A 25,072-nucleotide genomic window follows, 5' to 3' on the forward strand; every position below is an offset into this window, starting at 1 on the left:
GATGCCCATCGCCGCCCGCCTCGCCCCCGGCTGCCGCCCACGCGGCTGCCGGGCCCCGGCGCGGCGTGTGCACGGGCGCCGGGTCCGCTACGTGATCGGCTCCGAGCCGGGCCAGGTCAACGGGATGCGATGGCGCCGGGAAGTCGCGTGCGGGTAGGGGTTTCCTTTTCCCCCACCCCGCCCTTTCCCGTAACTGGGGCTCCGCCCCAGACCCCGGTCCTCAAACGCCGGACGGGCTGGATTGTCGCCCGGGACGGGCTGAGATCTTCAGCCCGTCAGGGGGGTACCTCCCGCTCGAGCGAAGCCGAGAGTGGGGGAGCTTGAGGACGAGCCCGAAGCGCGATCCGGGGGTCTGGGGGCTTGCCCCCCCCACGCGGCGAAGCCGCAAATGTCGCAGTCGGGAAGGGGCGGGATGGGGTGGGGTGAAAGAAGCCTCCTCACCCGCGGCGCGCACCCTCAGCTACTCGTGACCACGTCAACCCACGCCACGTAGGAGCATCTCGCATGCCCAGCGAATTCTTCATCCCGGACCCGGAGGGTCAGGTCCCCAGCGCCGAAGGGTACTTCGGCGCATTCGGCGGCAAGTTCATCCCGGAGGCCCTCGTCGCCGCCGTGGACGAGGTCGCCGTCGAGTACGACAAGGCCAAGGCGGACCCCGCGTTCGCGGCCGAACTCGACGACCTGCTCGTGAACTACACCGGCCGCCCCAGCTCCCTCACCGAGGTCCCCCGCTTCGCCGAACACGCGGGCGGGGCCCGGGTGTTCCTCAAGCGCGAGGACCTCAACCACACCGGCTCACACAAGATCAACAACGTACTTGGCCAGGCGCTGCTCACCAAGCGCATGGGCAAGACACGCGTGATCGCCGAGACCGGCGCGGGCCAGCACGGCGTCGCCACCGCCACCGCCTGCGCCCTGTTCGGCCTCGAGTGCACCATCTACATGGGCGAGATCGACACCCAGCGCCAGGCGCTGAACGTCGCCCGGATGCGTATGCTCGGCGCCGAGGTCATCGCGGTCAAGTCCGGCTCCCGTACCCTCAAGGACGCCATCAACGAGGCGTTCCGTGACTGGGTCGCCAACGTGGACCGCACCCACTACCTGTTCGGGACGGTCGCCGGGCCGCACCCCTTCCCGGCCATGGTGCGCGACTTCCACCGCGTCATCGGCGTCGAGGCCAGACGCCAGATCCTGGACCGGGCCGGACGCCTGCCGGACGCCGCCGTCGCCTGCGTCGGCGGCGGCTCCAACGCCATCGGCCTCTTCCACGCCTTCATCCCCGACGCCGACGTACGCCTGATCGGCTGCGAGCCCGCCGGGCACGGAGTCGAGACCGGCGAGCACGCGGCGACCCTGACCGCAGGCGAGCCCGGCATCCTGCACGGCTCCCGGTCCTACGTCCTCCAGGACGAGGAGGGCCAGATCACCGAGCCGTACTCGATCTCAGCCGGCCTTGACTACCCGGGCATCGGCCCCGAGCACGCCTACCTCAAGGACAGCGGCCGCGGCGAGTACCGCGCGGTCACCGACGACGCGGCGATGCAGGCCCTGCGCCTGCTGTCGCGCACCGAGGGCATCATCCCGGCCATCGAGAGCGCCCACGCGCTGGCCGGAGCGCTGGAAGTCGGCAAGGAGCTGGGCAAGGACGGGCTGCTCGTGGTCAATCTGTCCGGCCGTGGCGACAAGGACATGGACACCGCCGCCCGCTACTTTGGGCTGTACGACGGGGAGGGCGACGCCAAGTGAGCAGCACCATGAGCGGCGGCGGGAACATCCAGCTGCTGAGCGACACACTCGCCCAGACGAAGGCCGAGAACCGGGCCGCGCTGATCGCCTACCTCCCGGCGGGCTTCCCGACGGTCGACGGCGGCATCGCGGCGGCCACCGCGGTCCTGGAGTCCGGCGCAGACATCGTCGAGATCGGCCTGCCGCACAGCGACCCGGTGCTCGACGGCCCGGTCATCCAGACCGCCGACGACATCGCGCTGCGTGGCGGCCTGAAGATCGTCGACGTCCTGCGCACGGTCCGCGAGGCGCACACCGCGACGGGTAAGCCGGTCCTCGTCATGACGTACTGGAACCCGATCGACCGCTACGGCGTGGAGCGATTCACCGCCGAGCTGGCCGAGGCGGGCGGCGCGGGCTGCATCCTGCCCGACCTGCCGGTCCAGGAGTCCGCGCAGTGGCGCGAGCACGCCGAGAAGCACGGCCTGGCCACGGTCTTCGTGGTCGCGCCGAGCAGCAAGGACGAGCGCCTGGCGAAGATCACCGAGGCGGGCTCCGGCTTTGTCTACGCCGCCTCGCTGATGGGCGTCACCGGCACCCGTGAGTCGGTCGGCGCGCAGGCCGCTGACCTGGTGCGCCGCACCCGGGCCACTACCGACCTGCCGGTCTGCGTCGGGCTCGGCGTGTCCAACGCCCGCCAGGCGGCCGAGGTCGCGGGCTTCGCCGACGGCGTGATCGTCGGCTCCGCGTTCGTCCAGCGGATGCTGGACGCCCCGGACGAGGCCGCGGGCCTGGCGGCGGTCCGCGCGCTCGCGGGCGAGCTCGCCGACGGCGTACGCAGGGACAGCTAGGCGTACGGGTCGTATGTGCGGGTCATCCGTACGGGTCATCCGTACGAGTGGACCTGGGACCGGGGAGGCACGCTGGTGCCTCCCCGGTTCGTTTGCGGGATGTGAGTGAGAACAGTCATGAGGGAAAGCGCACCGCCCGCGAGCGGCTGGCGATGGAGCGCGAGAAGCACAAGGCGCAGGAGAAACGGCGCCGCACGCTGATCGTGGCCGCGGCGGTGGTGGGTGTCCTGGGCCTGGCCGCCGCGATCGGGGTGATCGCCGCTGGCGGCGACGACAAGAAGGACACCTCGGGTCCCGTGGTCGCCCCGGCGGGTGCGAGCGGTGAGGACAGCCTCGTGATTCCGGTCGGAGAGGACGCCGCCCCGGCGACCCTCACCATCTGGGAGGACTTCCGCTGCCCGGCCTGCGCCCAGTTCGAGCAGGCATACAACCCCACGATCGACGAGCTCACCGACCAGGGGAAGCTCAAGGTCGAGTACCGCCTCGCCACGATCATCGACGGCGGCTTCGGGGGTCAGGGCTCGCTGCGCGCGGCCAACGCCGCGGCCTGCGCCCAGGACGCCGGGAAGTTCAAGCCGTACCACGACGTCCTCTTCGAGAACCAGCCAGCGGAGGCGGACGACGCCTTCGCCGAGAACAGCAAACTGATCGAGCTCGCGGGCAAGGTAGACGGCCTCGACACCACCAGCTTCCAGAGTTGCGTCAACGACGGCACCCACGACAGCTGGGCCGCCAAGTCCAACGACGCCTTCCGCGAGGGCGGCTTCCGGGGCACCCCGACCGTGCTGCTCGACGGCGAGGACATCTTCGGGGACCAGCAGAACCCGCTCACGCCCGAAAAGCTGAAGCAGATGGTCGAGGACGCGGCCGGGTAGCCGGGCCGAAGGGGCTGCGCGGAGGCACCTGCGCTGAGGGACTGCGCCAAGGGATACCCGTTACGCAGCCGTAAGGCGGGCTGAATGCCACACACCGGGCCCGGCACGGTAGCGTCGACATCGCCATGGAAATCCTTGCCTTCATTCCCAGTCCGTCCCAGGGCGAGATCGCCCTCTTCGGCGTGCCTCTGCGCGGTTACGCGTTCTGCATCATCCTCGGCGTCTTCGCCGCCGTCTGGCTCGGCGGGCGGCGCTGGGTCGCCCGCGGCGGCCAGGTCGGCACGGTCGCCGACATCGCTGTCTGGGCGGTGCCCTTCGGCCTGGTCGGCGGTCGGCTCTACCACGTCATCACGGACTATGAGCTGTACTTCAGCGAGGGCCGTAACTGGGTCGACGCCTTCAAGATCTGGGAGGGCGGCCTCGGCATCTGGGGCGCCATCGCGCTCGGCGCGCTCGGCGCCTGGATCGGCTGCCGCCGCCGCGGCATCCCGCTGCCCGCCTACGCCGACGCGATCGCGCCCGGTATCGCCATCGCCCAGGCGCTCGGCCGCTGGGGCAACTGGTTCAACCAGGAGCTGTACGGCCGGGCCACGGACCTGCCCTGGGCGCTGGAGATCACCCGCTCCGACGGCGGCCGGGTCCCCGGCACGTACCATCCGACCTTCCTCTACGAGTCGCTGTGGTGCATCGGCGTCGCCCTCCTGGTGATCTGGGCGGACCGCCGCTTCAAGCTGGGGCACGGAAGGGCCTTCGCCCTGTACGTCGCGGCGTACTGCGCGGGGCGCGGCTGGATCGAGTACATGCGGGTCGACGACGTTCAGATGAACGACGTCCTCGGGCTGCGCCTGAACGTCTGGACCTCGATCGTCGTCTTCACCCTCGCCGTCGCGTACATGGTCGTGTCCGCCCGACTGCGGCCAGGCCGCGAGGAAGTCGTGGAGCCGGTCACGGACCATCCCACCGAGGCAGAGGCAGAGGCAGAGGCAGACGACGGCGAGTCGGCGTCCAGCGACGCGGGCACCGCCGATGACACCGCCGACACCACCAAGCCCACGGACCTGACCAAAAAGGCCGACCCCGACGAGCCGAAGGCGCAAACGTCGGACGGCGAAGCCAAGTCGATCAACAAGGCCTAACGCCTCCAGCAACGGCCATGGGCCCCCGCCAGACCACGGTCAGGCGGGGGCCTTCGCGCGTCGCTGAGGGGCCCTCAACTCCCGGTAAGCCAGGCCTTCCTTGCTGGCGAGAGCCATTTTTCGCGCGTAGGTTCGATCGCGGATACAGGCGAACGAGGGGGCCAGAATGTCGATCATCGACAACGAGGCGGAGCTGCATGCGGCGCACCGCGACAACCACACGCACCGCGATGTGAACGGTGGCTGGCTGCGCCCGGCCGTCTTCGGTGCGATGGACGGTCTGGTCTCGAATCTGGCCCTGATGACCGGTGTCGCGGGCGGCTCGGTCTCGCAGCAGACCATCGTGCTCACCGGACTCGCCGGACTCGCGGCCGGGGCGTTCTCGATGGCCGCGGGGGAGTACGTCTCGGTCGCCTCGCAGCGCGACCTGGTCCAGGCCGAGCTGGACATCGAACGCCGTGAGCTGCGTAAGCACCCCAAGGACGAGATGAAGGAGCTCGCCGCGCTCTACGAGTCCCGTGGTGTCGAGCCGAAGCTGGCCCGTGAGGTCGCCCGGCAGCTGTCCAGGGACCCGGAGCAGGCCCTGGAGATCCACGCCCGCGAGGAGCTCGGCATCGACCCGGGCGGCCTGCCCTCGCCGATGGTGGCCGCGGTGTCGTCGTTCGGTGCCTTCGCGCTGGGCGCGATCCTGCCCGTGCTGCCGTATCTGCTGGGCGCGGGCGCCCTGTGGCCCGCCGTGCTGGTGGCGCTGATCGGGCTGTTCGTGTGTGGTGCCGTGGTGTCCCGGGTCACGGCGCGAAGCTGGTGGTACAGCGGGCTGCGGCAGCTCGCCCTGGGTGGCGCGGCGGCGGGTGTGACGTACGCCCTGGGCACGGCCTTCGGTGCGGCCCTAGGATGAACCACCTGTGGGTCTATACAGGTCCCTGCATAACTAGTCGTTACTCGGCGGTTTCGATTCCTTAATCGCCGGGCATGAGCCGTAAGCGCCGCGGGCAATGACGCTCGCTCGCCATGGGCCGACGGTCATCGACCTGTCCGCATTGGTCCTCACCCACCGCTATGAGCGGTGTCCACATGATGGAACGAAGTATCCGGTTTCCGAGATTCGCTTCATCATGTAACCTGCACGAAATTTTGATCCCTGAGGGCCAACGTCGTCCCTCGGCACTGCACATCTGCCACGACGACGACGGGAGAGCCGATGCGTTCCGACGCCTGGTCGCCCATGGACGGTCGCCCTGCTCAGCAGGGGCTGTACGACCCCCGTAACGAACACGACGCCTGTGGTGTCGGGTTCGTGGCCACCCTGACCGGTGTTGCCAGCCACGAGCTGGTGGAGCAGGCGCTGACCGTACTGCGCAATCTCGAGCACCGCGGCGCCACCGGCTCCGAGCCCGACTCGGGCGACGGCGCGGGCATCCTGCTCCAGGTCCCGCACGCCTTCCTCACCGAGGTCAGCGACTTCCCGCTGCCCGAGGCCGGCGCCTACGCCGTCGGTATCGCCTTCCTGCCGCAGGACACGGCCGCCGACGCGGTCGCGACGATCGAGGCCATCGCCGCCGAGGAGGGACTCGACGTCCTCGGCTGGCGCGAGGTGCCCGTCGCCCCCGAGCTGCTCGGCGCCTCCGCCCGCTCGACGATGCCGGAGTTCCGCCAGCTGTTCGTCGCCGACGGCGCCAGCACCGGCATCGCGCTCGACCGCAAGGCGTTCGCGCTGCGCAAGCGCGCCGAGCGCGAGGCCGGGACGTACTTCCCCTCGCTCTCCGCCCGCACGATCGTGTACAAGGGCATGCTGACCACCGGCCAGCTGGAGCCCTTCTTCCCCGACCTCTCGGACCGCCGCTTCGCGTCCGCGGTCTCGCTGGTCCACTCGCGGTTCTCGACGAACACCTTCCCGAGCTGGCCGCTGGCCCACCCGTACCGCTTCGTCGCGCACAACGGCGAGATCAACACGGTCAAGGGCAACCGCAACTGGATGAAGGCCCGCGAGTCCCAGCTTGTCTCCGACCTCTTCGGCAGCGAGCGCGACATCGAGCGGGTCTTCCCGGTCTGCACCCCCGACGCCTCCGACTCGGCCTCCTTCGACGAGGTCCTCGAGCTGCTGCACCTCGGTGGCCGGTCGCTGCCGCACAGCGTGCTGATGATGATCCCCGAGGCCTGGGAGAACCACGCCTCGATGGACCCGGCACGCCGCGCCTTCTACCAGTACCACTCCACGATGATGGAGCCCTGGGACGGCCCCGCCTGCGTCACCTTCACCGACGGCACCCAGGTCGGCGCGGTCCTGGACCGCAACGGCCTGCGCCCCGGCCGCTACTGGGTCACCGACGACGGCCTGGTCGTCCTCGGCTCCGAGGTCGGCGTCCTCGACATCGACCCGGCCAAGGTCGTCCGCAAGGGCCGTCTGCAGCCCGGCAAGATGTTCCTCGTCGACACCGCCGAGCACCGCATCGTCGAAGACGACGAGATCAAGGGCGAACTCGCCGCGGCCGAGCCGTACCAGGAGTGGCTGGAGGCCGGGGAGATCCAGCTCGGCGACCTGCCCGAGCGTGAGCACATCGTGCACACCCACGCCTCGGTCACCCGCCGCCAGCAGACCTTCGGCTACACCGAGGAAGAGCTGCGCATCCTGCTCACGCCGATGGCCAAGACCGGCGGCGAGCCGCTCGGCTCCATGGGTACGGACACCCCGATCGCGGCCCTGTCCGAGCGCCCCCGGCTGATCTTCGACTACTTCACCCAGCTGTTCGCGCAGGTCACCAACCCGCCGCTGGACGCCATCCGCGAGGAGCTCGTCACCTCGCTGCACTCCTCGCTCGGCCCGCAGGGCAACCTGCTCGACCCGACCGCCGCGTCCTGCCGCAGCGTCACGCTGCCCTTCCCGGTGATCGACAACGACGAGCTGGCCAAGCTCATCCACATCAACGCCGACGGCGACATGCCCGGCATGACGGCCGCCACGCTCTCCGGCCTCTACCGGGTCTCCGGCGGCGGCGACGCGCTGGCCGCCCGGATCGAGGAGATCTGCGCCGAGGCCGACGCCGCCATCGAGGGCGGCGCCCGGCTGATCGTGCTCTCCGACCGGCACTCGGACGCCGAGCACGCGCCGATCCCCTCGCTGCTGCTCACCGCGGCCGTGCACCACCACCTGATCCGCACCAAGCAGCGCACCCAGGTCGGCCTGCTGGTCGAGGCGGGCGACGTCCGCGAGGTGCACCACGTAGCGCTGCTCATCGGCTACGGTGCCGCGGCCGTCAACCCGTACCTGGCCATGGAGTCCGTCGAGGACCTGGTCAGGGCCGGAACGTTCCTGCCGGGCAGTGAGCCCGAGCAGGCCATCCGCAACCTGATCTACGCCCTCGGCAAGGGCGTGCTGAAGGTCATGTCCAAGATGGGCATCTCGACCGTCGCCTCCTACCGTGGCGCGCAGGTCTTCGAGGCCATCGGCCTGGACCAGGACTTCGTCGCGAAGTACTTCAACGGCACCACCTCCAAGCTGGGTGGCGTCGGCATCGACATCATCGCCAGCGAGGTCGCCGCCCGGCACGCCAAGGCCTACCCGGCCTCCGGCGTCCCCTCCGCGCACCGCGCCCTCGACATCGGCGGCGAGTACCAGTGGCGCCGCGAGGGCGAGCCGCACCTGTTCGACCCCGAGACGGTCTTCCGGCTGCAGCACGCGTCCCGCAACCGCCGCTACGACGTCTTCAAGCAGTACACGGACCGGGTCAACGAGCAGTCCGAGCGGCTGATGACGCTGCGCGGCCTGTTCGGCTTCAAGGCTGGCGAAGCTGCCGGTACGGGCCGCCAGCCGATCTCCATCGACGAGGTCGAGCCCGTCTCGGAGATCGTCAAGCGCTTCTCCACCGGCGCCATGTCGTACGGCTCCATCTCCCAGGAGGCGCACGAGACCCTCGCCATCGCCATGAACCAGCTGGGCGGCAAGTCCAACACCGGTGAGGGCGGCGAGGACGCCGAGCGCCTGTACGACCCGGCGCGCCGCTCGTCCATCAAGCAGGTCGCCTCCGGCCGCTTCGGTGTGACCAGCGAGTACCTGGTCAACGCGGACGACATCCAGATCAAGATGGCCCAGGGCGCCAAGCCCGGCGAGGGCGGCCAGCTGCCAGGACACAAGGTCTACCCGTGGGTCGCCAAGACCCGGCACTCCACGCCTGGCGTCGGCCTGATCTCGCCGCCGCCGCACCACGACATCTACTCCATCGAGGACCTGGCTCAGCTGATCCACGACCTCAAGAACGCCAACCCGGCGGCACGTATCCACGTGAAGCTGGTGTCGGAGGTCGGCGTCGGCACGGTCGCCGCGGGTGTCTCCAAGGCGCACGCGGACGTGGTCCTGATCTCCGGACACGACGGCGGTACGGGCGCCTCGCCGCTCACCTCGCTCAAGCACGCGGGCGGCCCCTGGGAACTCGGCCTCGCCGAGACCCAGCAGACCCTGCTGCTCAACGGCCTGCGCGACCGCATCGTCGTACAGACCGACGGCCAGCTCAAGACCGGCCGTGACGTGGTCATCGCCGCGCTCCTCGGCGCCGAGGAGTTCGGCTTCGCCTCCGCGCCGCTGGTCGTCTCCGGCTGCATCATGATGCGCGTCTGCCACCTGGACACCTGCCCGGTCGGCATCGCCACCCAGAACCCGGAGCTGCGGAGTCGCTTCTCCGGCAAGGCCGAGTACATCGTCAACTTCTTCGAGTTCGTCGCCGAAGAGGTCCGCGAGATCCTCGCCGAGCTCGGCTTCCGCTCCATCGAGGAGGCCGTCGGCCACGCCGAGCTGCTCGACACCGACCGTGCCGTCAGCCACTGGAAGACCCAGGGCCTGGACCTGGAGCCGCTGTTCCACGTCCCGGACCTCCCGGACGGCGCCGTACGCCACCAGCTGATCGAGCAGGACCACGGCCTGGAGAAGGCGCTCGACAACGAGCTGATCAAGCTCGCCGCCGACGCGCTGGCCGCCAACTCCGTCGAGGACGCGCGGCCCGTACGCGCCCAGGTCGCGATCCGGAACATCAACCGGACCGTCGGCACGATGCTCGGCCACGAGGTCACCAAGAAGTTCGGCGGCGCGGGCCTGCCCGACAACACCATCGACATCACCTTCACCGGCTCCGCGGGCCAGTCCTTCGGCGCCTTCGTGCCGCGCGGTGTGACGCTGCGCCTGGAGGGCGACGCCAACGACTACGTCGGCAAGGGCCTCTCCGGCGGCCGCCTCGTCGTCCGCCCGGACCGTGGCGCCGACCACCTCGCCGAGTACTCGACCATCGCGGGCAACACCATCGCCTACGGCGCGACCGGCGGCGAGATCTTCCTGCGCGGCCGGGTCGGCGAGCGGTTCTGCGTCCGTAATTCCGGTGCCACGGTCGTCTCGGAGGGCGTGGGCGACCACGGCTGCGAGTACATGACCGGTGGCCACGCGGTGGTGCTCGGCGAGACGGGCCGTAACTTCGCGGCCGGTATGTCCGGTGGCGTCGCGTACGTGATCGACCTCGACCTGGACCAGGTCAACTCCGGCAACGCCGCGGCCGTCGAGAGCCTCGACGCCACGGACCAGCAGTGGCTGCACGACGTGGTGCGCCGCCACCAGGAGGAGACCGGCTCCACCGTCGCCGAGAAGCTGCTCGCCGAGTGGGACACGGCCGTGACCCGCTTCAGCAAGATCATCCCCAGCACCTACAAGGCAGTGCTCGCCGCCAAGGACGCCGCCGAGCGAGCCGGACTCCCGGAGTCCGAGATCACCGAGAAGATGATGGAGGCGGCGACCCATGGCTGACCCGAAGGGCTTTCTGAACCACGGCCGTGAGGTCGCCCAGACCCGCCCCGTCCCCGAGCGGCTCCGGGACTGGAACGAGGTCTACGTACCCGGCTCCCTCCTGCCGATCATCTCCAAGCAGGCCAGCCGCTGCATGGACTGCGGCATTCCGTTCTGCCACAACGGCTGCCCGCTCGGGAACCTGATCCCTGAGTGGAACGACTACGCCTACCGCGAGGACTGGCAGGCCGCGTCCGAGCGCCTGCACGCGACGAACAACTTCCCGGAGTTCACCGGCCGCCTGTGCCCGGCTCCGTGTGAGTCGGCGTGCGTGCTCGGCATCAACCAGCCTGCCGTCACCATCAAGAACGTCGAGGTCTCGATCATCGACAAGGCGTGGGACAACGGCGACGTGGCGCCGCAGATCCCCGAGCGCCTGTCCGGCAAGACCGTCGCCGTCATCGGCTCGGGCCCCGCGGGCCTGGCCGCCGCGCAGCAGCTGACCCGCGCCGGTCACACGGTCGCCGTCTACGAGCGCGCCGACCGCATCGGCGGCCTGCTCCGCTACGGCATCCCCGAGTTCAAGATGGAGAAGGTGCACATCAACCGGCGCATCGAGCAGATGCGTACGGAGGGCACCAAGTTCCGTACCGGCATCGAGATCGGCCGCGACCTGAACGCGACCGACCTGCGCAAGCGCTACGACGCCGTGGTCATCGCCGCCGGTGCCACCACCGCCCGCGACCTGCCGGTCCCCGGCCGCGAGCTGGGCGGCATCCACCAGGCGATGGAGTACCTGCCGCTCGCCAACAAGGTGCAGGAGGGCGACTACGTGACGCCCCCGCTCACCGCCGAGGGCAAGCACGTCGTGGTCATCGGCGGCGGCGACACCGGCGCCGACTGCGTGGGCACCGCCCACCGCCAGGGCGCCGCGTCGGTCACCCAGCTGGAGATCATGCCCAAGCCCGGCGAGGACCGCCCGGCCCACCAGCCCTGGCCGACCTTCCCCATGCTCTACAAGGTCACCTCGGCCCACGAGGAGGGCGGCGAGCGCGTCTACTCCGTCTCGACCACCCACTTCGAGGGCGACGAGGACGGCAACGTCAAGGCCCTCCATCTCATCGAGGTGGAGTTCAAGGACGGCAAGCTGGAGCAGAAGCCCGGCACCGAGCGGGTCATCCCGGCTCAGCTGGTCACCCTCGCCATGGGCTTCACCGGCACCGACACCGAGAACGGCCTGGTCCAGCAGTTCGGCCTGGAACTCGACGCGCGCGGCAACATCGCCCGAGACGCCGATTTCCAGACAAACGTCCCCGGCGTGTACGTTGCAGGTGACGCGGGCCGTGGCCAGTCGCTGATCGTCTGGGCGATCGCCGAAGGCCGCTCGGCGGCTCGCGGCGTCGACCGCCTGCTGACCGGAGCCAGCGACCTCCCGGCCCCGATCCGCCCCACGGACCGTTCCCTGACGGTCTGACCGCTCGACCCGGTACTCGACGAGTACCCCTTGACGTTCCGTACAACGAAGTGCGGACCTGACGCGGCGCCCGCCCTTGTCCCCGACCGGACTGGGTGGGCGCCGCGGCGTTTTCCCGGCAGGAGTCGGCCGGTCCCGTCTCAGGCGTTGCGTGTGGCGCAACGGGTGTTGTAGGTGTTGCGTCTGTCGCAATGCTCATTACGGTTCGGCACGCCGCCCCCAATGGGTCTAGACCGCCCCTCGATGCTGTGACCACAATCACTCACCAAGGACACCCACCGAAGAGGGGGCTGGCATGAAGCGACGTGTCATCGCGGCAGTAGGAATCGGCATGACGCTCGGACTGACCGCGACGGCCTGCGGCGGCGATGACTCGGGCGACAAGGCCAAGGGAAACGGCAGCGGCAAGGGCAAGACCCTCACCGTATGGATCATGGAGGGGACCAACCCCGACCCCGAGCCGTTCTTCAAGGAAGCCGCCGCCGCCTTCAAGAAGCAGACCGGCGCCAGCATCAAGGTCGAGTACCAGCAGTGGGCCTCGGCGCAGAAGAAGTTCACCACCGCCATCGAAGGCGGCAAGGACCAGGTCCCCGACGTCGCCGAGGTCGGCACCACCTGGGTGCCGCAGTTCGCCGAGACCGGGGCGCTCGTGGACGTCACCGACAAGGTCAAGGAATCCGGGCTGAGCGACGACCTCGTCGCGGGGCTCCAGGACGCCGGCACCCTGGACGGCAAGCAGTACGGCATGCCCTGGTACGCGGGCGTCCGCAGCATCGTCTACCGCACGGACGTCTTCGACAAGCACGGCCTCAAGGCCCCGACCACCTGGAAGGAGCTCCAGGCCACCGCCAAGACGCTCAAGGAGAAGGAACCAGGCATGGTCGCCTTCCCCGTCGCGGGCGGCGCCGAGATGTTCGCCGCACCCTTCGTGTGGGGCGCGGGCGGCGAACTGGCCGTCGAGGAGGGCGGCCAGTGGAAGTCCGCCATCAACTCCGCGGACGCCGTCAAGGGCATCGCGTACTACACCGGCCTCGCCACCAAGGACAAGGTCTCCCCGGCCAAGGTCAACACCTGGACCGAGAAGGAGGTCGGCGACGCCTGGAACAAGGGCCAGATCGCGATGGCCGTCGGCGGCAACTGGACACCCAAGGCGATCATGGAGGGCAATCCGGACCTCAAGGGCAAGCTGGCCGCCGTGCCGATCCCCGGCCAGACCGGCGGAATGAGCAAGTCCTTCCTCGGCGGGTCCTACCTCTCCACCTTCCAGACCGACCAGCAGGACCTGGCCTGGGAGTTCGTGAAGATGCTGACCACCGGCGAGTTCGCCACCAAGTGGGCCGAGCAGACCAACTACTTCCCCGGCCAGAACTCCGAACTGGAGAAGGTCGCCGCCCAGAAGGACCCACTGGTCGAACCGTTCGCCCAGCAGATGATGGAGGCGGGCGCGACCGTCCCCAAGACCAAGGCCTACGGCGAGATCCAGGCCTCCAAGGTCATCCCGCGCATGGTCCAGTCCATCCTGAACGGCAAGGCGAACGTCCAGCAGGCCGCCGACAAGGCGGCCAAGGAAATGGACGCCATCTTCGCCAAGGACAAGTAAGAGCGGCGCGCCGGTGAAGGACACACTCACCCGCGGCGGCCCGGACCCCCAGACCCGCCGCCCCCCTCCAGTCCAGCCACCCGCCCCCGACACCCCGGCCCGCCGCCGCAAACGGCTGATCACCCGCACCCGGCCCTGGCTGCTGCTCGCCCCCGCCCTGCTCGTACTCGCCGGGCTGCTGCTCTGGCCGATGATCCAGGTCGGCAAGCTGTCGCTCCAGGAGTACGAGGTCAGGTTCGGCGGGGGAGTCGGAACGTACATCGGCCTCGACAACTACGCGGAGCTGGTCTCCAGCGAGCTGCTGTGGAAGACCGTCCTGCCCAACACGGCGTTCTTCGCGTTCGCCTGCGTCGGGCTCACCGTCGCCCTCGGCACCCTGGTGGCGCTGCTGCTGAACCGCCTCGGCACGACCTGGCGGCTGATCTGCTCGCTGGCGATCATGGCGGCCTGGGCGATGCCCGCCGTCACCGGCACCTATGTGTGGATCTGGCTCTTCCAGCCGGGGGACGGCCTGTTCAGCCATCTCGCCGAGGGTCTTGGCCTGATCGACCCGGAGACCACCAACTGGTTCACCCAGCGGCTGCCGTTCTACGCGATCGCGACGCTCAACGTCGTCCACCACGGCTTCCCGTTCGTCGCCATCACCGTGCTCGCCGGGCTGCTGACCATCCCCAAGGAGCTCTACGAGGCAGGCATGATCGACGGCGCCAACGCCTGGCAGCGGTTCTGGCAGATCACCGTGCCGACCATCAGGCCCGTCTTCCTCGTGGTGACCATCCTCTCCACGATCTGGGACTTCAAGGTCTTCACCCAGATCTTCCTGATGCCAGGCGGCGACGGCTCCAATCCCGACGTCTTCAACCTCGGCGTCTACTCGTACATCGAGGCCTTCGCCGAGAACGACTACGGAACGGGTGCGGCCGCGGCGGTCCTGCTCACCCTGCTGCTCCTGGCGATCACGATCGTGTATATCCGCACGCTGTTCCGACAGGGGGAGGAGGACCTGTGACCACCCGCACTCGCTCTCGCACTCGCACGCGCACGACCCCGGCGGCGCGCTTCGGGCTCGGGGTCGCCGTTGCCGCCCTGCTCGTCTTCGCGCTCTTCCCCGTCTACTGGATGGTCTCCACCGCCCTGGACCCCAAGGCGCTCACCCGTGGCGCGGACCTGCTGCCCAGCGGAGTCAGCTTCGAGCACTTCACGTTCGCCTTCGAGAAGGGCAACTTCGGAACGTATCTGCTGAACTCGGCGATCGTTGGCTTCGGCACCATCCTGGGGGCCGCGCTGCTGTCGCTCTTCGCGGCCGTGGCGGTGGCCCGGTTCAAGTTCCGCTTCCGTACCTCCGTCCTGCTGATGATCCTCATCGTGCAGATGGTGCCGCTGGAGGCGCTGGTCATCCCGCTGTTCATCCAGATGCGTGACTACGACCTGCTGGAGAGCCTGCTCGGGCTGAGCATCGTCTACATCGCGCTGTCCCTGCCGTTCGCGATCTGGACCCTGCGCGGGTTCGTGGCCACGGTCCCCAAGGAGGTCGAGGAGGCCGCCTACATCGACGGCGCGTCGTGGTTCCGGATGTTCCGGTCGGTGCTGCTGCCGCTGGTGGCGCCCGGACTCGTGGCCACCTCGATCTTCGCCTTCATCACGGCGTGGAACGAGTTCGTCTTCGCGTACACGTTCATGAAGAGCAGCGACAACTACACGGCGGCGGTGGGGATCTTCCAGTTCTTCGGGGAGAACTCCACGGCCTGGGGTCCGGTCATGGCCAGCTCGACGCTGGTCACCGTGCCGGTGATGATCTTCTTCATGATCGTCCACCGCAGGCTCGGCTCCGGACTCGCCGCGGGAGCGGTGAAAGGGTGAAGGGCTGAGCCAGGTGGGGAGCAGCCGCCCCGGGGACGTACGCCCAGTCCCCGGGGCGGTCAGGCTCTCTTACGGAACCCGGAAGGTGTCCCCGTACATCTCCCACGTCAGCGGCGTCTTCAGCTCCAGGTTGCCGTCGCGCAGGAACACCCGCTGCGCGTTGTCGATCCGGCTGGTGTCGCGCTGCGACGTGCGCTTGGCCTGCTTGATCACGTCGCGCCGGATGTCGAGGAACGCCTCCAGGTACGCCTTCTCGTCGCCGCCCGCGGCCTTGGTGTCGGCCTTCTTCATCGCGGCCCTGCGGATGCTGTAGAAGCCCGACTCGTCGGCGCCGGGGCCGTGCTGCAGCATGGCGTCGAAGTACATGAACTGGCCGAGCGTGCCGAGGCCGTCGATCTTCGCGATCCGTACGGCGGGCTTGAAGTAGAGCCGGTCCAGGGCGGCGTCCTGCGCCTTGCGCATGGCGGGCTTCTCCGCCTCGTCGGCCCAGGCCTCCGGGTAGTCCGGGTCCAGGCCCTCGTGCGAGTCCGAGCCGTTCACCTCGCGCAGCGCGGGCAGGTAGCTGGCGAGTTCGTTGTCCGGCTGCTCCTTGGTGTACGCCTTGACGAGGGCCAGCATGTCGTTGGTGCCCGAGCAGAACCCGGCGATGCCCGCGCAGTAGCCCGCGCCCTCGCCGCTGTCGCTGATGGACCCGTACATCTCCTGCCAGTCGAGCGCGGAGCCGTGCGCCGTGGACACCAGCTGGAGGGCGAGCTCCCGCTTGTCCGGGGCCGCGAGGCCCGGCGGCAGCTTGGCGATGCGCTCGTCGAGGGCGTCGCTTTCGGCCGTCTTCTTGTCCCGCTCCCAGTCCGCTGTTCCGCCCGTTCCGCCTGTTTCGCTCTGACCGGATTCCTTGTTCTTTGACCGGAAATCATCCGATCCCGAGCTGGGTCCCCAGAGGAAGACGGCAAGGGTCGCTAGCGGAGCGATAGCGAAAAACAGGCAACTGGCACGCTTCATGCCGCACAGCGTAAGGCTCAGGTGAACGCTTATGGCGCAGGGATCGCCGTCAGGCGCCGCCACACCGAGAGGGAACGCGCCGGTGTGGGGCCCCACGCCTTTACGCTCAGGTTCTGCTGGCAGCCGCGGCCGCCCTTCCTCCGCTGGACGGGCCTGAAAGGGGACCGGATGAGCGCACCCACCGACCGCACCCCCGCGACCGACCGCCACGAGCGACCCGCCAAAGGCGAGCGACCCGCCAAAGGCGAGCGACCCGCCAAAGGCGAGCGACCCGCCAAAGGCGAGCGACCCGCCAAAGGCGAGCGACCCGCGAAAGGCGAGCGGCTGGCCGACTGGGCCGACGGCCGCCTCGGCATCCACACACTGGCCAAGTCCCAGATGCGCAAGGTCTTCCCGGACCACTGGTCGTTCATGCTGGGCGAGATCTGCCTCTACACCTTCCTCATCCTGATCCTCACCGGCGTCTACCTCACCCTGTTCTTCGAGCCCAGCAGCGCCGAGGTCATCTACGACGGGGTGTACACGCCACTCAACGGCGTCCAGATGAGCAGGGCGTACGAGTCCACCCTCGACATCAGCATGGAAGTGCGCGGCGGACTGCTCATCCGGCAGATCCACCACTGGGCCGCTCTGGTCTTCGCCGCCGGACTGCTGGTGCACATGATGCGGGTCTTCTTCACCGGCGCCTTCCGTAAGCCGCGCGAGCTGAACTGGCTCTTCGGCTGGACGCTCCTGATGCTCGCCCTGCTCACCGGCCTCACCGGGTACTCACTCCCCGACGACCTGCTGTCCGGCACTGGGGTGCGCTTCGCGCAGGGCGCGATCCTGTCGATCCCGGTGGTGGGGACGTACGTCGCCTTCTTCCTCTTCGGCGGCGAGTTCCCCGGATCCGACATGATCCCGCGGTTCTTCATGTTCCACGTCCTGCTGCTGCCCGGGATCATGCTCGGCCTGGTGACCCTCCACCTGATCCTGGTCTTCTACCACAAGCACACCCAGTTCGCGGGCCCCGCACGGTCGGAGAAGCGGGTGATCGGCGCGCCCTTCATGCCCGTCTACGTTGCCAAGGCGGGTGGCTTCTTCTTCCTGGTGTTCGGGGTGCTGGCGATGACCGCCGCGCTCGTCACCATCAACCCCGTATGGAACCTCGGCCCCTACCGGCCCGACATGGTCTCCACCAACGCCCAACCCGACTGGTACCTGGGCTTCTCCGAAGGGCTGATCCGGGTGATGCCCGCCTGGGAGATCAACGCCTGGGGCCACACCCTGCAACTGGGCGTCCTGATCCCGTTCTCGCTCTTCCCGCTGATCATGATGGCGATCGCCGCCTACCCGTTCTTCGAAGCCTGGGTCACCGGCGACAGGCGCGAACACCACATCCTCGACCGCCCGCGCAACGCTCCCGTCCGCACGGGCCTGGGAGTCGCCTGGCTCACGCTGTACGGGGTCCTGCTGATCGGCGGCGGCAACGACCTGTGGGCCACCCACTTCCACCTCGCGATCGGCGACATCACCTGGTTCGTGCGGATCGCCTGCTTCGCCGGACCCGTACTGGCCTTCTACGTCACCAAACGGATCTGCATCGCCCTACAGCAGCGGGACCGCGACAAGGTCCTGCACGGGCGGGAGGCGGGCATCATCAAGCGCTTGCCGAACGGCGAGTTCATCGAAGTCCACACACCCCTGCCCCAGGACCAGTTGTACACCCTCACCTCCCACGAGCAGCGCACCCCCCACGACCCCGGACCACTGGTCGACGAGAACGGTGCCCCGCGCCGCCTCAAGCGCTCCGAACGACTGAGGGTGCGGCTCTCGCGCGCGATGTACGGGCCCGCCGCGCACGTCCCCAAGGTCACGGCGGAGGAGTACCGCGAGATCACGGAGGGACAGCCGCACCACTGAGCGCGCTAGGCCCGGCCCGCTTCGGGGCGGACAATGGGCCCGTGCCGAACAGCAGCAAGCCGACCAGCAAGCCGACCAGCAAGCCGACGAGCAAGCCGACCAGTAAGCCGACGAGCGAGCCGACCCGTCAGCGCCGCCGTGAGCTCCTCGCCGCCGCCGCCGAGGTGTTCGCCGCCCACGGCTACAACGCCACCACCGTGCGGAAGATCGCCGACGAGGCCGGGATGCTCGCGGGCAGCCTGTACTACCACTTCGACTCCAAGGAGGCGATCCTCGACGAGATCCTCGCCAACTTCCTGGGCGAGCTCTGGGAGGGCTATGACGCGGTGCTCGCCGCGGACCTTGGCCCCCGGGAGACCCTGCAAGCCCTGGTCACCGAGTCCTTCCGGGAGATCGACCGGCACCGCGCCGCGGTCGCCATCTACCAGAAGGAGTCCCACCACCTCGCCGAGCAGCCACGCTTTCGCTACCTCGTCGAGTCGCAGCAGAAGTTCGAGAACGCCTGGCTCGGCACCCTGGAGCGCGGCGTCGCCGCCCGCGCCTTCCGTGCCGACCTGGACGTACGGCTCACCTACCGCTTCGTCCGCGACACGGTGTGGGTCGCCGCCTCCTGGTACCGGCCGGGCGGCCAGCACAGCCCCGAGGAGATCGCTCGCCAGTACCTGTCGATGGTCCTGGAGGGCATCGCCGTGCCGGCAACCCCCGCGACACATGAGACCTAGGCCTCATCGCGTAGCCAGATCCCGAGATCGTGCTATGGTTGCCGTGTTGCAGTTTTGGTACCCATGAACTTTATGTGCGCCTGACGGGAATGTTCCTCAGGCGCATTATTGTTTTCCGGCTTCTCCGGTGATGATGGGGCTCAATGCGGCGACGAGGAACTCGTAAAGTGCGGGTTCCGGATCTGCCCCATTTATTTAGGAGAATGACATGGCTACTGGCACCGTGAAGTGGTTCAACTCGGAAAAGGGTTTCGGCTTCATCGAGCAGGACGGCGGCGGCGCTGACGTCTTCGCCCACTACTCGAACATCGCCACCCAGGGCTTCCGTGAGCTGCAGGAGGGCCAGAAGGTGACGTTCGACGTCACGCAGGGCCAGAAGGGCCCGCAGGCGGAGAACATCGTCCCGGCCTAATCGTCCGGACGCGTATCTCGCAGCCGGGGCTCGCACCTACACGGTGCGGGCCCCGGTTTCTGCTGTCCAAAGACTCAGGAGCGTACTGAGGCTTTGACCGGGCTCGCGGCGCCCGGCTACGCACATCTGCCGCGCTGGCCCCTGTGGGCCGTCCGCAGATCTTCAGTACCCCCCGAGGGAAGGCAACACCGCATGAGCAGCTCCGCACGTCCTGTCCGCGCCCGGAACTCCGCCCCCCGACGCGCACCCGGAAGCCCAGGTCAGCGCCAGGGCCAGGGCCAGGGCCAGAGCCAGGGGCAGGGGCAGGGCGGCCGTGGCCGCAAGGGGCCCGCCAAGCGTTCGATGCCCCCGCAGGGCGAGTTCGCCATGCCGGAGACCGTCGTCCCCGCACTGCCCGCCGTCGAGGCGTTCGACGACCTCGACATGCCCGCCGCGCTGCTCAAGACCCTCGCCGCCCAGGGCGTCACCGAGCCCTTCCCGATCCAGGGCGCGACCCTGCCCAACTCACTCGCGGGCCGCGACATACTCGGCCGCGGCCGCACCGGCTCCGGCAAGACCCTCGCCTTCGGCCTCGCCTTGCTGGCCCGTACGGCCGGGCGGCGCGCCGAACCCAAGGCGCCGCTCGCCCTCGTCCTCGTACCGACCCGCGAACTGGCGCAGCAGGTCACCGACGCGCTCGCGCCGTACGCCACGTCGGTGCAGCTGCGGCTGACCACCGTGGTCGGCGGCATGTCGATCAGCAAGCAGGCCGGATCGCTGCGCCGCGGCGCCGAGGTGCTGGTGGCGACACCCGGACGGCTCAAGGACCTCATCGACCGTGGCGACTGCCGACTCGACCAGGTCGCGATCACCGTCCTGGACGAGGCCGACCAGATGGCTGACATGGGCTTTATGCCGCAGGTGACCGCGCTGCTCAAGCAGGTCGAGGAGGGCGGCCAGCGGATGCTGTTCTCGGCCACCCTGGACAAGAACATCGACCGGCTGGTGAAGATGTTCCTCGACGACCCGGTCGTCCACTCCGTCGACCCGTCCGCGGGCGCGGTCGTCACCATGGACCACCACGTCCTGCACGTCCAGGACGAGACCGACAAGAAGGTCGTCGCCACCCGGATCGCGGCCCGCGACGGCCGGGTCATCATGTTCGTCGACACCAAGCGGGCGGCGGACCGGTTCGCCAAGCGGCTGCTCGCCAGCGGCGTACGGGCGGCCGCGCTGCACGGCGGGCGCTCCCAGCCGCAGCGCAACCGGACCCTGGACCAGTTCAAGAACGGGCAGGTCACCGCGCTGGTCGCCACGAACGTCGCGGCACGCGGCATCCACGTCGACGACCTCGACCTGGTCGTCAACATCGATCCGCCAATCGACCACAAGGACTACCTGCACCGCGGTGGGCGCACCGCGCGCGCCGGTGAGTCCGGCAGCGTCGTCACGCTCGTACTCCCCGAGGAGAAGCGGGAGATGACCCGGCTGATGTCCCACGCGGGCATCACCCCGCAGACCGCCCGGATCAGGTCCAGCGACGAGGAACTGACCCGCATCACCGGTGCCCGCGAGCCCTCGGGCGTACCGGTCGCCATCGAGATCCCCCAGCCCGCGCAGCCGCAGCAGCGCGCGAAGGCGGGTACGTCGTCGGCGTCGCGTCGGCCCAGGGGACGGCGCGGCAGCGGCGGTGGCGGCGGTGGCCAGGCGGGCCAGGGCCAGAGCCGGAGCACAGGCCAGGGCGGCCAGGGCCGCGCGCAGGGCTCCGGCCAGGCTGGTCAGGGCCGCCCTGCCCAGGGTGCGGCTGGCCAGGGCAGCGGCGGCGGCCGGGCGCGCCGTGGCCGTATCGGCGGCGGGGCGCAGGGCGGCGGACGGCGCGCGGCGGCGTAGCCGTACTCGTTCTCCGTACGGGACAGGTCCTGGGGGAGACGCCCCCAGGCCCTGGCTAGGGCCTGATCCGCCGGACAGGACCTAGTCGATCAGGCGGAAGTGCAGGGACAGCAGCGTGCGGGTGGACAGGGACAGGCCGTCCCTGAGGTAGCCACGCAGGCCGCCGAAGTCCCGTTCGGCCTGGTCGAGTGCCGCCTCGAGGTAGCTGGCGCGGACCTCCTGGACCGGGATCAGGAGGTCCGGGTTCTCCATCAGGCCGAGGTCGCGCACGACCTCGCGGGTGTGCCGGTCCGCCTCCGCGCGGAAGACGTTGGAGAGCAGGAAGTCGTGCCGCGCGATGCTCTCGGGAACGCCCAGGGTGCGCAGCAGGACGTAACTGGTCCAGCCGGTACGGTCCTTGCCCGACGTGCAGTGGTACAGCAGCGGCCCGCGCACCCCGCCCGCCAGGTCCCGCAGGGTCTCGGCGAACTGCGCGCGGTTGGCCGGATCGGTGACGAAGGCACGGTAGATGGCGCGCATCAGCTCCTCGCCGCGCCCACCGCCCAGCGCCTCCTCCTGCCGTACCGGGTCGGCCGAGCCGATCACGGACAGCAGGTGCGCGTAGAGCCCCAGGTCGCTGACCGGTCTGGCCACCGAGGTCAGGCCGGGCGGCAGCCGGTCGGGGCCGTTCTGGTCGACCTCGAAGGGCAGCCGGAAGTCCACCACACGCGCCAGGCGGAGCCCGGCGATCGTGTCGACGTCGGCGTCGGTCAGCTTGCCGAGCTCGTCGGCGCGCAGCGCCATCCCGTACCGCACGCGGCCGCTTCCGTAGGTCCGGTAGCCGCCCAGGTCGCGGACATTGACCGCTCCCTCCAGTGGGATGTGCCGTACGGCCTTCGGGGCGCTGGGCGGTCGTCGCGAGTGTGCCACCGCCTGCGGGGCGATGGCCGCCGTGGCGATGGCGGTAGCGCCGGTAGCGGCGGTGCTCAGCAGAGCGCGTCTGGACAGGTGCATGGCGGAACTCCCATGCGGGGGAGGGGAATCGCCCTGGTGTTGGCAGGGCGCGTTGCGTGAGCGTTTTGGCCGGATCTGGCATCGACCTAACGTTTGTTTGGCGGGAAGATAGCAGCCCTCACCGAAGGAGGGGAGAGGCGTGCGCCGCGGTTACTCAGCCGCGGTAGCGGGGCGGTGTGTGGAGCGGTCGGCGCCGAGGCCCGCCACGCAAAGCCCTACTCCGTGGTGAACTGCTCGGCGAACTCGGCGGAGGGCTCGATCGGTGTGATGACGTCGATGAGGACGCCGCCCGGATCGGCCACGATGAAGTGCCGCTGCCCGAAGTCCTCACTGCGCAGATCACGTACGGGCCGCAGCGGGCCGCGCACCACGAGCCGCTCCCACTCCGCGTCCACGTCCGCCACCTCGAAGTTCAGAAGCAGGCCCCGCACGGGGGCGCGGTAGGCCTCCGGCAGGGTCGGGTGGGTGGGGTCGAGCAGGGCGAGCTCGTACTCCGGCGGGCCAGGGCGCCGCAGACTGACGTACCAGTCAGCCTCGAACGTCGTCTCGAACCCCAGCAGTCCGGTGTAGAAGTCCCGGGACTCCCGCAGGCGTGGAGCGCAGATCACGGGATACATGCTGGTCAGTTTCATGAAACCCCCTACGCATACCGATGGTATGTCAACGTGCCGCTACGCTATTCGCATACCAGTGGTAGGTCAAGGGTGGCGGCGAGACGCGGCCAGACGCGGCGAGAACGGGGCGGACGATGACGCGGAGCACCGGCACCAGGTCAGCACAGCGCGAGCACACCCGACAGGTCCTGCTACGCGAGAGCCGACGCCTGTTCGCGACGCTCGGCTACGGCGAGGTCGGCCTCGCCGAGATCGTCCGCGCGGCCGGGGTCACCAAGGGCGCGCTCTACCACCACTTCGACGGCAAAGCGGACCTGTTCCGTACCGTCCTCGAACAGGTGCAGCAGGAGGTGGGCGAGCAGGTCGCCCGCGCCGCCGAAGCCGAAGCCGACCCCTGGGACCAGCTGACCGCGGGCTGCCAGGCCTTCCTCACCGCCAGCACCGACCCCGACATTCAGCAGATCATGCTCATTGACGGCCCCGCCGTCCTCGGCTGGCGCGCCTGGCGCGCCCTGGACGAGGCGGCCTCCGCCAGACACCTCGCCGAACAGCTCACCGTACTGATCGACCAGGGCGTGATCGAGCCGCAGCCGGTCGCGCCCCTGACCCACCTGCTGTCGGGCGCGATGAACGAGGCGGCACTCTGGCTGGCCGCATCGAAGACCACCACCGGACCCACCGAACCCGCGGATGCCGCCAAACCCGCCAAACCCGCCGGACCCGCCAAACCCGCCGGACCCGCTGAACCCACCGACCTCGCCGACACCCAGCGCGCCCTCTCCCGGATGCTGCGCTCCCTACGCGCCGAGTGACACCCCTCCCACCTCAGGTGTCGCACTCCAGCACCGTCCGGCACAACCCACACCGCGCCCGCACCCGGCCACGCACCGGCACCCTGATCCGCTGCTGACACGTAGGGCACGGAAAAGAGACCCGCAGCGGCGACCGGCCGTCGACGTCGAAGGCGTACCGGCCAGACGCCCCGACCGCCGCCGGACCAGGCATCTGGTGCTCCATCGCGTACCGGCGGTCCTTCGCATAGCGCCGCCGCCCCGACCAGCCCGCACCAGCCAACGGCGGCTGCTGCTCGTCACGGCGCGCCAGCGCCGCCCCCTTCGTATACGCCGTATACGCCTGCGGACTGGTGAACCAGATCCCCGGATCCTCACCAAACTCCCGAGCCCGCTTCGCCAGCACGTACCCGAACTCCTCCGGCGTCAGATAACCCAGCTTCTGCGAGGAAGCACCGTCCTCACGGAACGCGTCGAGCAGCAGCCAGCCCGCACCCAGATACGTGGTCGCCGTGTCGGTCAGGATCTCGTTGTCCCGCGTCCCGGCGAAGCCGAGGCCCAGGCGATGCAGATACACATGCATCACCTCATGCGCCAGCGCCGCACCGATATCCCGGCGATGACGCCGGAAGCGCTCGTTCAGCTCGATGAAGTACTCCGGACCCGCCGCCAACTCGACATACGCCGCATGCTCCATCTCCCGGAAGCTGACGATCATCCGGGCATCCGGCAGCCGCAGATGCCGCACCATCGTCCCAGCCACCCGCTGCACCCCCAGATGCAGATCATCCACACCGGAAAACGCCACGTCAGCCGGGGCGACACTGGTGGCGAAGGAACGGATCGTGTCGCACGAGAGCCGCTCGTAGAGCGCCGTGATCGCCGACCGCACCGTGTCCAGATGCGGATAACCGTGCTCGACCGGTCCGCCGTTCGCCACCCGTACACCCCCTCAAGCTCGTCACCACATCGGCCAAGGACCTTCCACTGTACGAGGGCCCCCTGACACTCCGAGCCGTACGGCCCAGGCCCCCGCGCCGCACCCGCGAGCGCTGATCCACGCCCACCAGAACGAGGGAACAGGTCAAGTAGGCTCATCCGCCATGACCAGCAACACTCACCCCACCGACGCGTCCGTACGCGCCGAACTGGCCCGGCTGCGCGACAGCATCGACAACATCGACGCCGCCGTCGTCCACATGCTCGCCGAACGCTTCAAATGCACCCAACAGGTCGGCCACCTCAAAGCCGCACACCGCCTGCCCCCGGCCGACCCCACCCGCGAAACCGAACAGATCGCCCGCCTGCGCAGCCTCGCCGAGAACGCCAAACTCGACCCCGCCTTCGCCGAGAAACTCCTGAACTTCATCATCGCCGAGGTCATCCGCCACCACGAGACCATCGCCGACGAAACAGCACCCAAGACACCCCCCACACCCGCAAGCCCCTAACCCCGCAAGCCCCTAACCCCGCACCACACGGGCCACG

At 69.3% G+C, this 25,072-nt stretch carries 21 protein-coding genes; 17 read left to right on the forward strand and 4 right to left on the reverse strand.

Annotated features, from left to right (window positions below; translation table 11 throughout):
• Position 1: 1 nt before the first annotated feature.
• The 11 genes from trpM to GCN81_RS10400 all read left to right on the forward strand — a co-directional run bounded on the left by trpM (position 2) and on the right by GCN81_RS10400 (position 15,282).
• Positions 2-157: a tryptophan biosynthesis modulator TrpM gene (gene trpM, locus GCN81_RS31815; RefSeq protein WP_197287559.1), complete on the forward strand. Its 156-nt coding sequence runs from the start codon at positions 2-4 to the stop codon at positions 155-157.
• 347 nt (positions 158-504) lie between these two features.
• The gene (trpB, locus tag GCN81_RS10355; RefSeq protein WP_156723968.1) at positions 505-1,746 is read left to right on the forward strand and encodes a tryptophan synthase subunit beta; all 1,242 of its coding nucleotides are present in this window, start codon (positions 505-507) and stop codon (positions 1,744-1,746) included.
• Positions 1,747-1,754: 8 nt separating this feature from the next.
• The gene (trpA, locus tag GCN81_RS10360; RefSeq protein WP_156724429.1) at positions 1,755-2,576 is read left to right on the forward strand and encodes a tryptophan synthase subunit alpha; all 822 of its coding nucleotides are present in this window, start codon (positions 1,755-1,757) and stop codon (positions 2,574-2,576) included.
• A gap of 101 nt (positions 2,577-2,677) precedes the next feature.
• On the forward strand, positions 2,678-3,451 hold the full coding sequence (locus GCN81_RS10365; protein ID WP_156723970.1) for a DsbA family protein: 774 nt from the start codon (positions 2,678-2,680) through the stop codon (positions 3,449-3,451).
• A gap of 125 nt (positions 3,452-3,576) precedes the next feature.
• Positions 3,577-4,587 carry a prolipoprotein diacylglyceryl transferase gene (gene lgt, locus GCN81_RS10370; RefSeq protein ID WP_156723972.1) on the forward strand — a complete coding sequence of 337 codons (1,011 nt, stop codon included), beginning with the start codon at positions 3,577-3,579 and terminating at the stop codon, positions 4,585-4,587.
• Between the two features lie 166 nt (positions 4,588-4,753).
• Complete coding sequence (locus GCN81_RS10375) at positions 4,754-5,485, forward strand: VIT1/CCC1 transporter family protein (RefSeq protein WP_156723974.1); 732 nt, start codon at positions 4,754-4,756, stop codon at positions 5,483-5,485.
• Between the two features lie 303 nt (positions 5,486-5,788).
• Complete coding sequence (gene gltB, locus GCN81_RS10380) at positions 5,789-10,369, forward strand: glutamate synthase large subunit (protein ID WP_156723976.1); 4,581 nt, start codon at positions 5,789-5,791, stop codon at positions 10,367-10,369.
• Positions 10,362-11,822 carry a glutamate synthase subunit beta gene (locus GCN81_RS10385; protein ID WP_156723978.1) on the forward strand — a complete coding sequence of 487 codons (1,461 nt, stop codon included), beginning with the start codon at positions 10,362-10,364 and terminating at the stop codon, positions 11,820-11,822. Before gltB ends, GCN81_RS10385 begins: the two co-directional genes overlap by 8 nt.
• A gap of 295 nt (positions 11,823-12,117) precedes the next feature.
• Entirely contained in the window at positions 12,118-13,422 is a 1,305-nt protein-coding gene (locus GCN81_RS10390; protein WP_156723980.1) for a sugar ABC transporter substrate-binding protein, read from the forward strand.
• Positions 13,423-13,435: 13 nt separating this feature from the next.
• A complete protein-coding gene (locus GCN81_RS10395; protein ID WP_156723982.1) occupies positions 13,436-14,431 on the forward strand; it encodes a carbohydrate ABC transporter permease in 996 nt (331 codons plus the stop codon).
• On the forward strand, positions 14,428-15,282 hold the full coding sequence (locus GCN81_RS10400; protein ID WP_156723984.1) for a carbohydrate ABC transporter permease: 855 nt from the start codon (positions 14,428-14,430) through the stop codon (positions 15,280-15,282). The genes GCN81_RS10395 and GCN81_RS10400 overlap by 4 nt, the downstream gene beginning before the upstream one ends.
• 69 nt (positions 15,283-15,351) lie before the next feature.
• Here the strand turns inward: GCN81_RS10400 and GCN81_RS10405 are convergent, their stop codons facing one another.
• Entirely contained in the window at positions 15,352-16,281 is a 930-nt protein-coding gene (locus tag GCN81_RS10405) for a chitosanase (RefSeq protein ID WP_156723986.1), read from the reverse strand.
• A 168-nt stretch (positions 16,282-16,449) separates the two neighbouring features.
• Between GCN81_RS10405 and qcrB the strand changes: the two genes are divergently transcribed.
• From qcrB to GCN81_RS10425, 4 genes are all read left to right on the forward strand, one after another.
• Positions 16,450-18,183, forward strand: a complete 1,734-nt coding sequence (qcrB, locus tag GCN81_RS10410) for a cytochrome bc1 complex cytochrome b subunit (RefSeq protein WP_156723987.1) — start codon at positions 16,450-16,452, stop codon at positions 18,181-18,183.
• Between the two features lie 41 nt (positions 18,184-18,224).
• A complete protein-coding gene (locus GCN81_RS10415; protein WP_156723989.1) occupies positions 18,225-18,905 on the forward strand; it encodes a TetR family transcriptional regulator in 681 nt (226 codons plus the stop codon).
• Positions 18,906-19,113: 208 nt separating this feature from the next.
• Positions 19,114-19,317, forward strand: a complete 204-nt coding sequence (locus GCN81_RS10420) for a cold-shock protein (protein ID WP_009715709.1) — start codon at positions 19,114-19,116, stop codon at positions 19,315-19,317.
• A 192-nt stretch (positions 19,318-19,509) separates the two neighbouring features.
• On the forward strand, positions 19,510-21,186 hold the full coding sequence (locus GCN81_RS10425) for a DEAD/DEAH box helicase (protein WP_156723991.1): 1,677 nt from the start codon (positions 19,510-19,512) through the stop codon (positions 21,184-21,186).
• An 81-nt stretch (positions 21,187-21,267) separates the two neighbouring features.
• Here the strand turns inward: GCN81_RS10425 and GCN81_RS10430 are convergent, their stop codons facing one another.
• Both GCN81_RS10430 and GCN81_RS10435 read right to left on the reverse strand, forming a co-directional pair.
• Positions 21,268-22,179 carry a tyrosine-protein phosphatase gene (locus GCN81_RS10430; protein ID WP_156723993.1) on the reverse strand — a complete coding sequence of 304 codons (912 nt, stop codon included), beginning with the start codon at positions 22,177-22,179 and terminating at the stop codon, positions 21,268-21,270.
• A 215-nt stretch (positions 22,180-22,394) separates the two neighbouring features.
• Positions 22,395-22,811, reverse strand: a complete 417-nt coding sequence (locus GCN81_RS10435; RefSeq protein WP_156723995.1) for a VOC family protein — start codon at positions 22,809-22,811, stop codon at positions 22,395-22,397.
• Between the two features lie 116 nt (positions 22,812-22,927).
• Between GCN81_RS10435 and GCN81_RS10440 the strand changes: the two genes are divergently transcribed.
• Positions 22,928-23,605 carry a TetR/AcrR family transcriptional regulator gene (locus tag GCN81_RS10440; protein ID WP_156723997.1) on the forward strand — a complete coding sequence of 226 codons (678 nt, stop codon included), beginning with the start codon at positions 22,928-22,930 and terminating at the stop codon, positions 23,603-23,605.
• Between the two features lie 13 nt (positions 23,606-23,618).
• Here GCN81_RS10440 and GCN81_RS10445 read toward each other — a convergent pair whose 3' ends face one another.
• A complete protein-coding gene (locus GCN81_RS10445) occupies positions 23,619-24,524 on the reverse strand; it encodes a hypothetical protein (RefSeq protein WP_156723999.1) in 906 nt (301 codons plus the stop codon).
• Positions 24,525-24,687: 163 nt separating this feature from the next.
• On the opposite strand from GCN81_RS10445, the gene GCN81_RS10450 reads away from it, so the two are divergent.
• The gene (locus GCN81_RS10450) at positions 24,688-25,035 is read left to right on the forward strand and encodes a chorismate mutase (protein ID WP_156724001.1); all 348 of its coding nucleotides are present in this window, start codon (positions 24,688-24,690) and stop codon (positions 25,033-25,035) included.
• Positions 25,036-25,072 lie beyond the last annotated feature (37 nt).

Source organism: Streptomyces apocyni (genome assembly GCF_009739465.1).
In the GTDB taxonomy this organism is placed as follows: Bacteria; Actinomycetota; Actinomycetes; order Streptomycetales; family Streptomycetaceae; genus Streptomyces; species Streptomyces apocyni.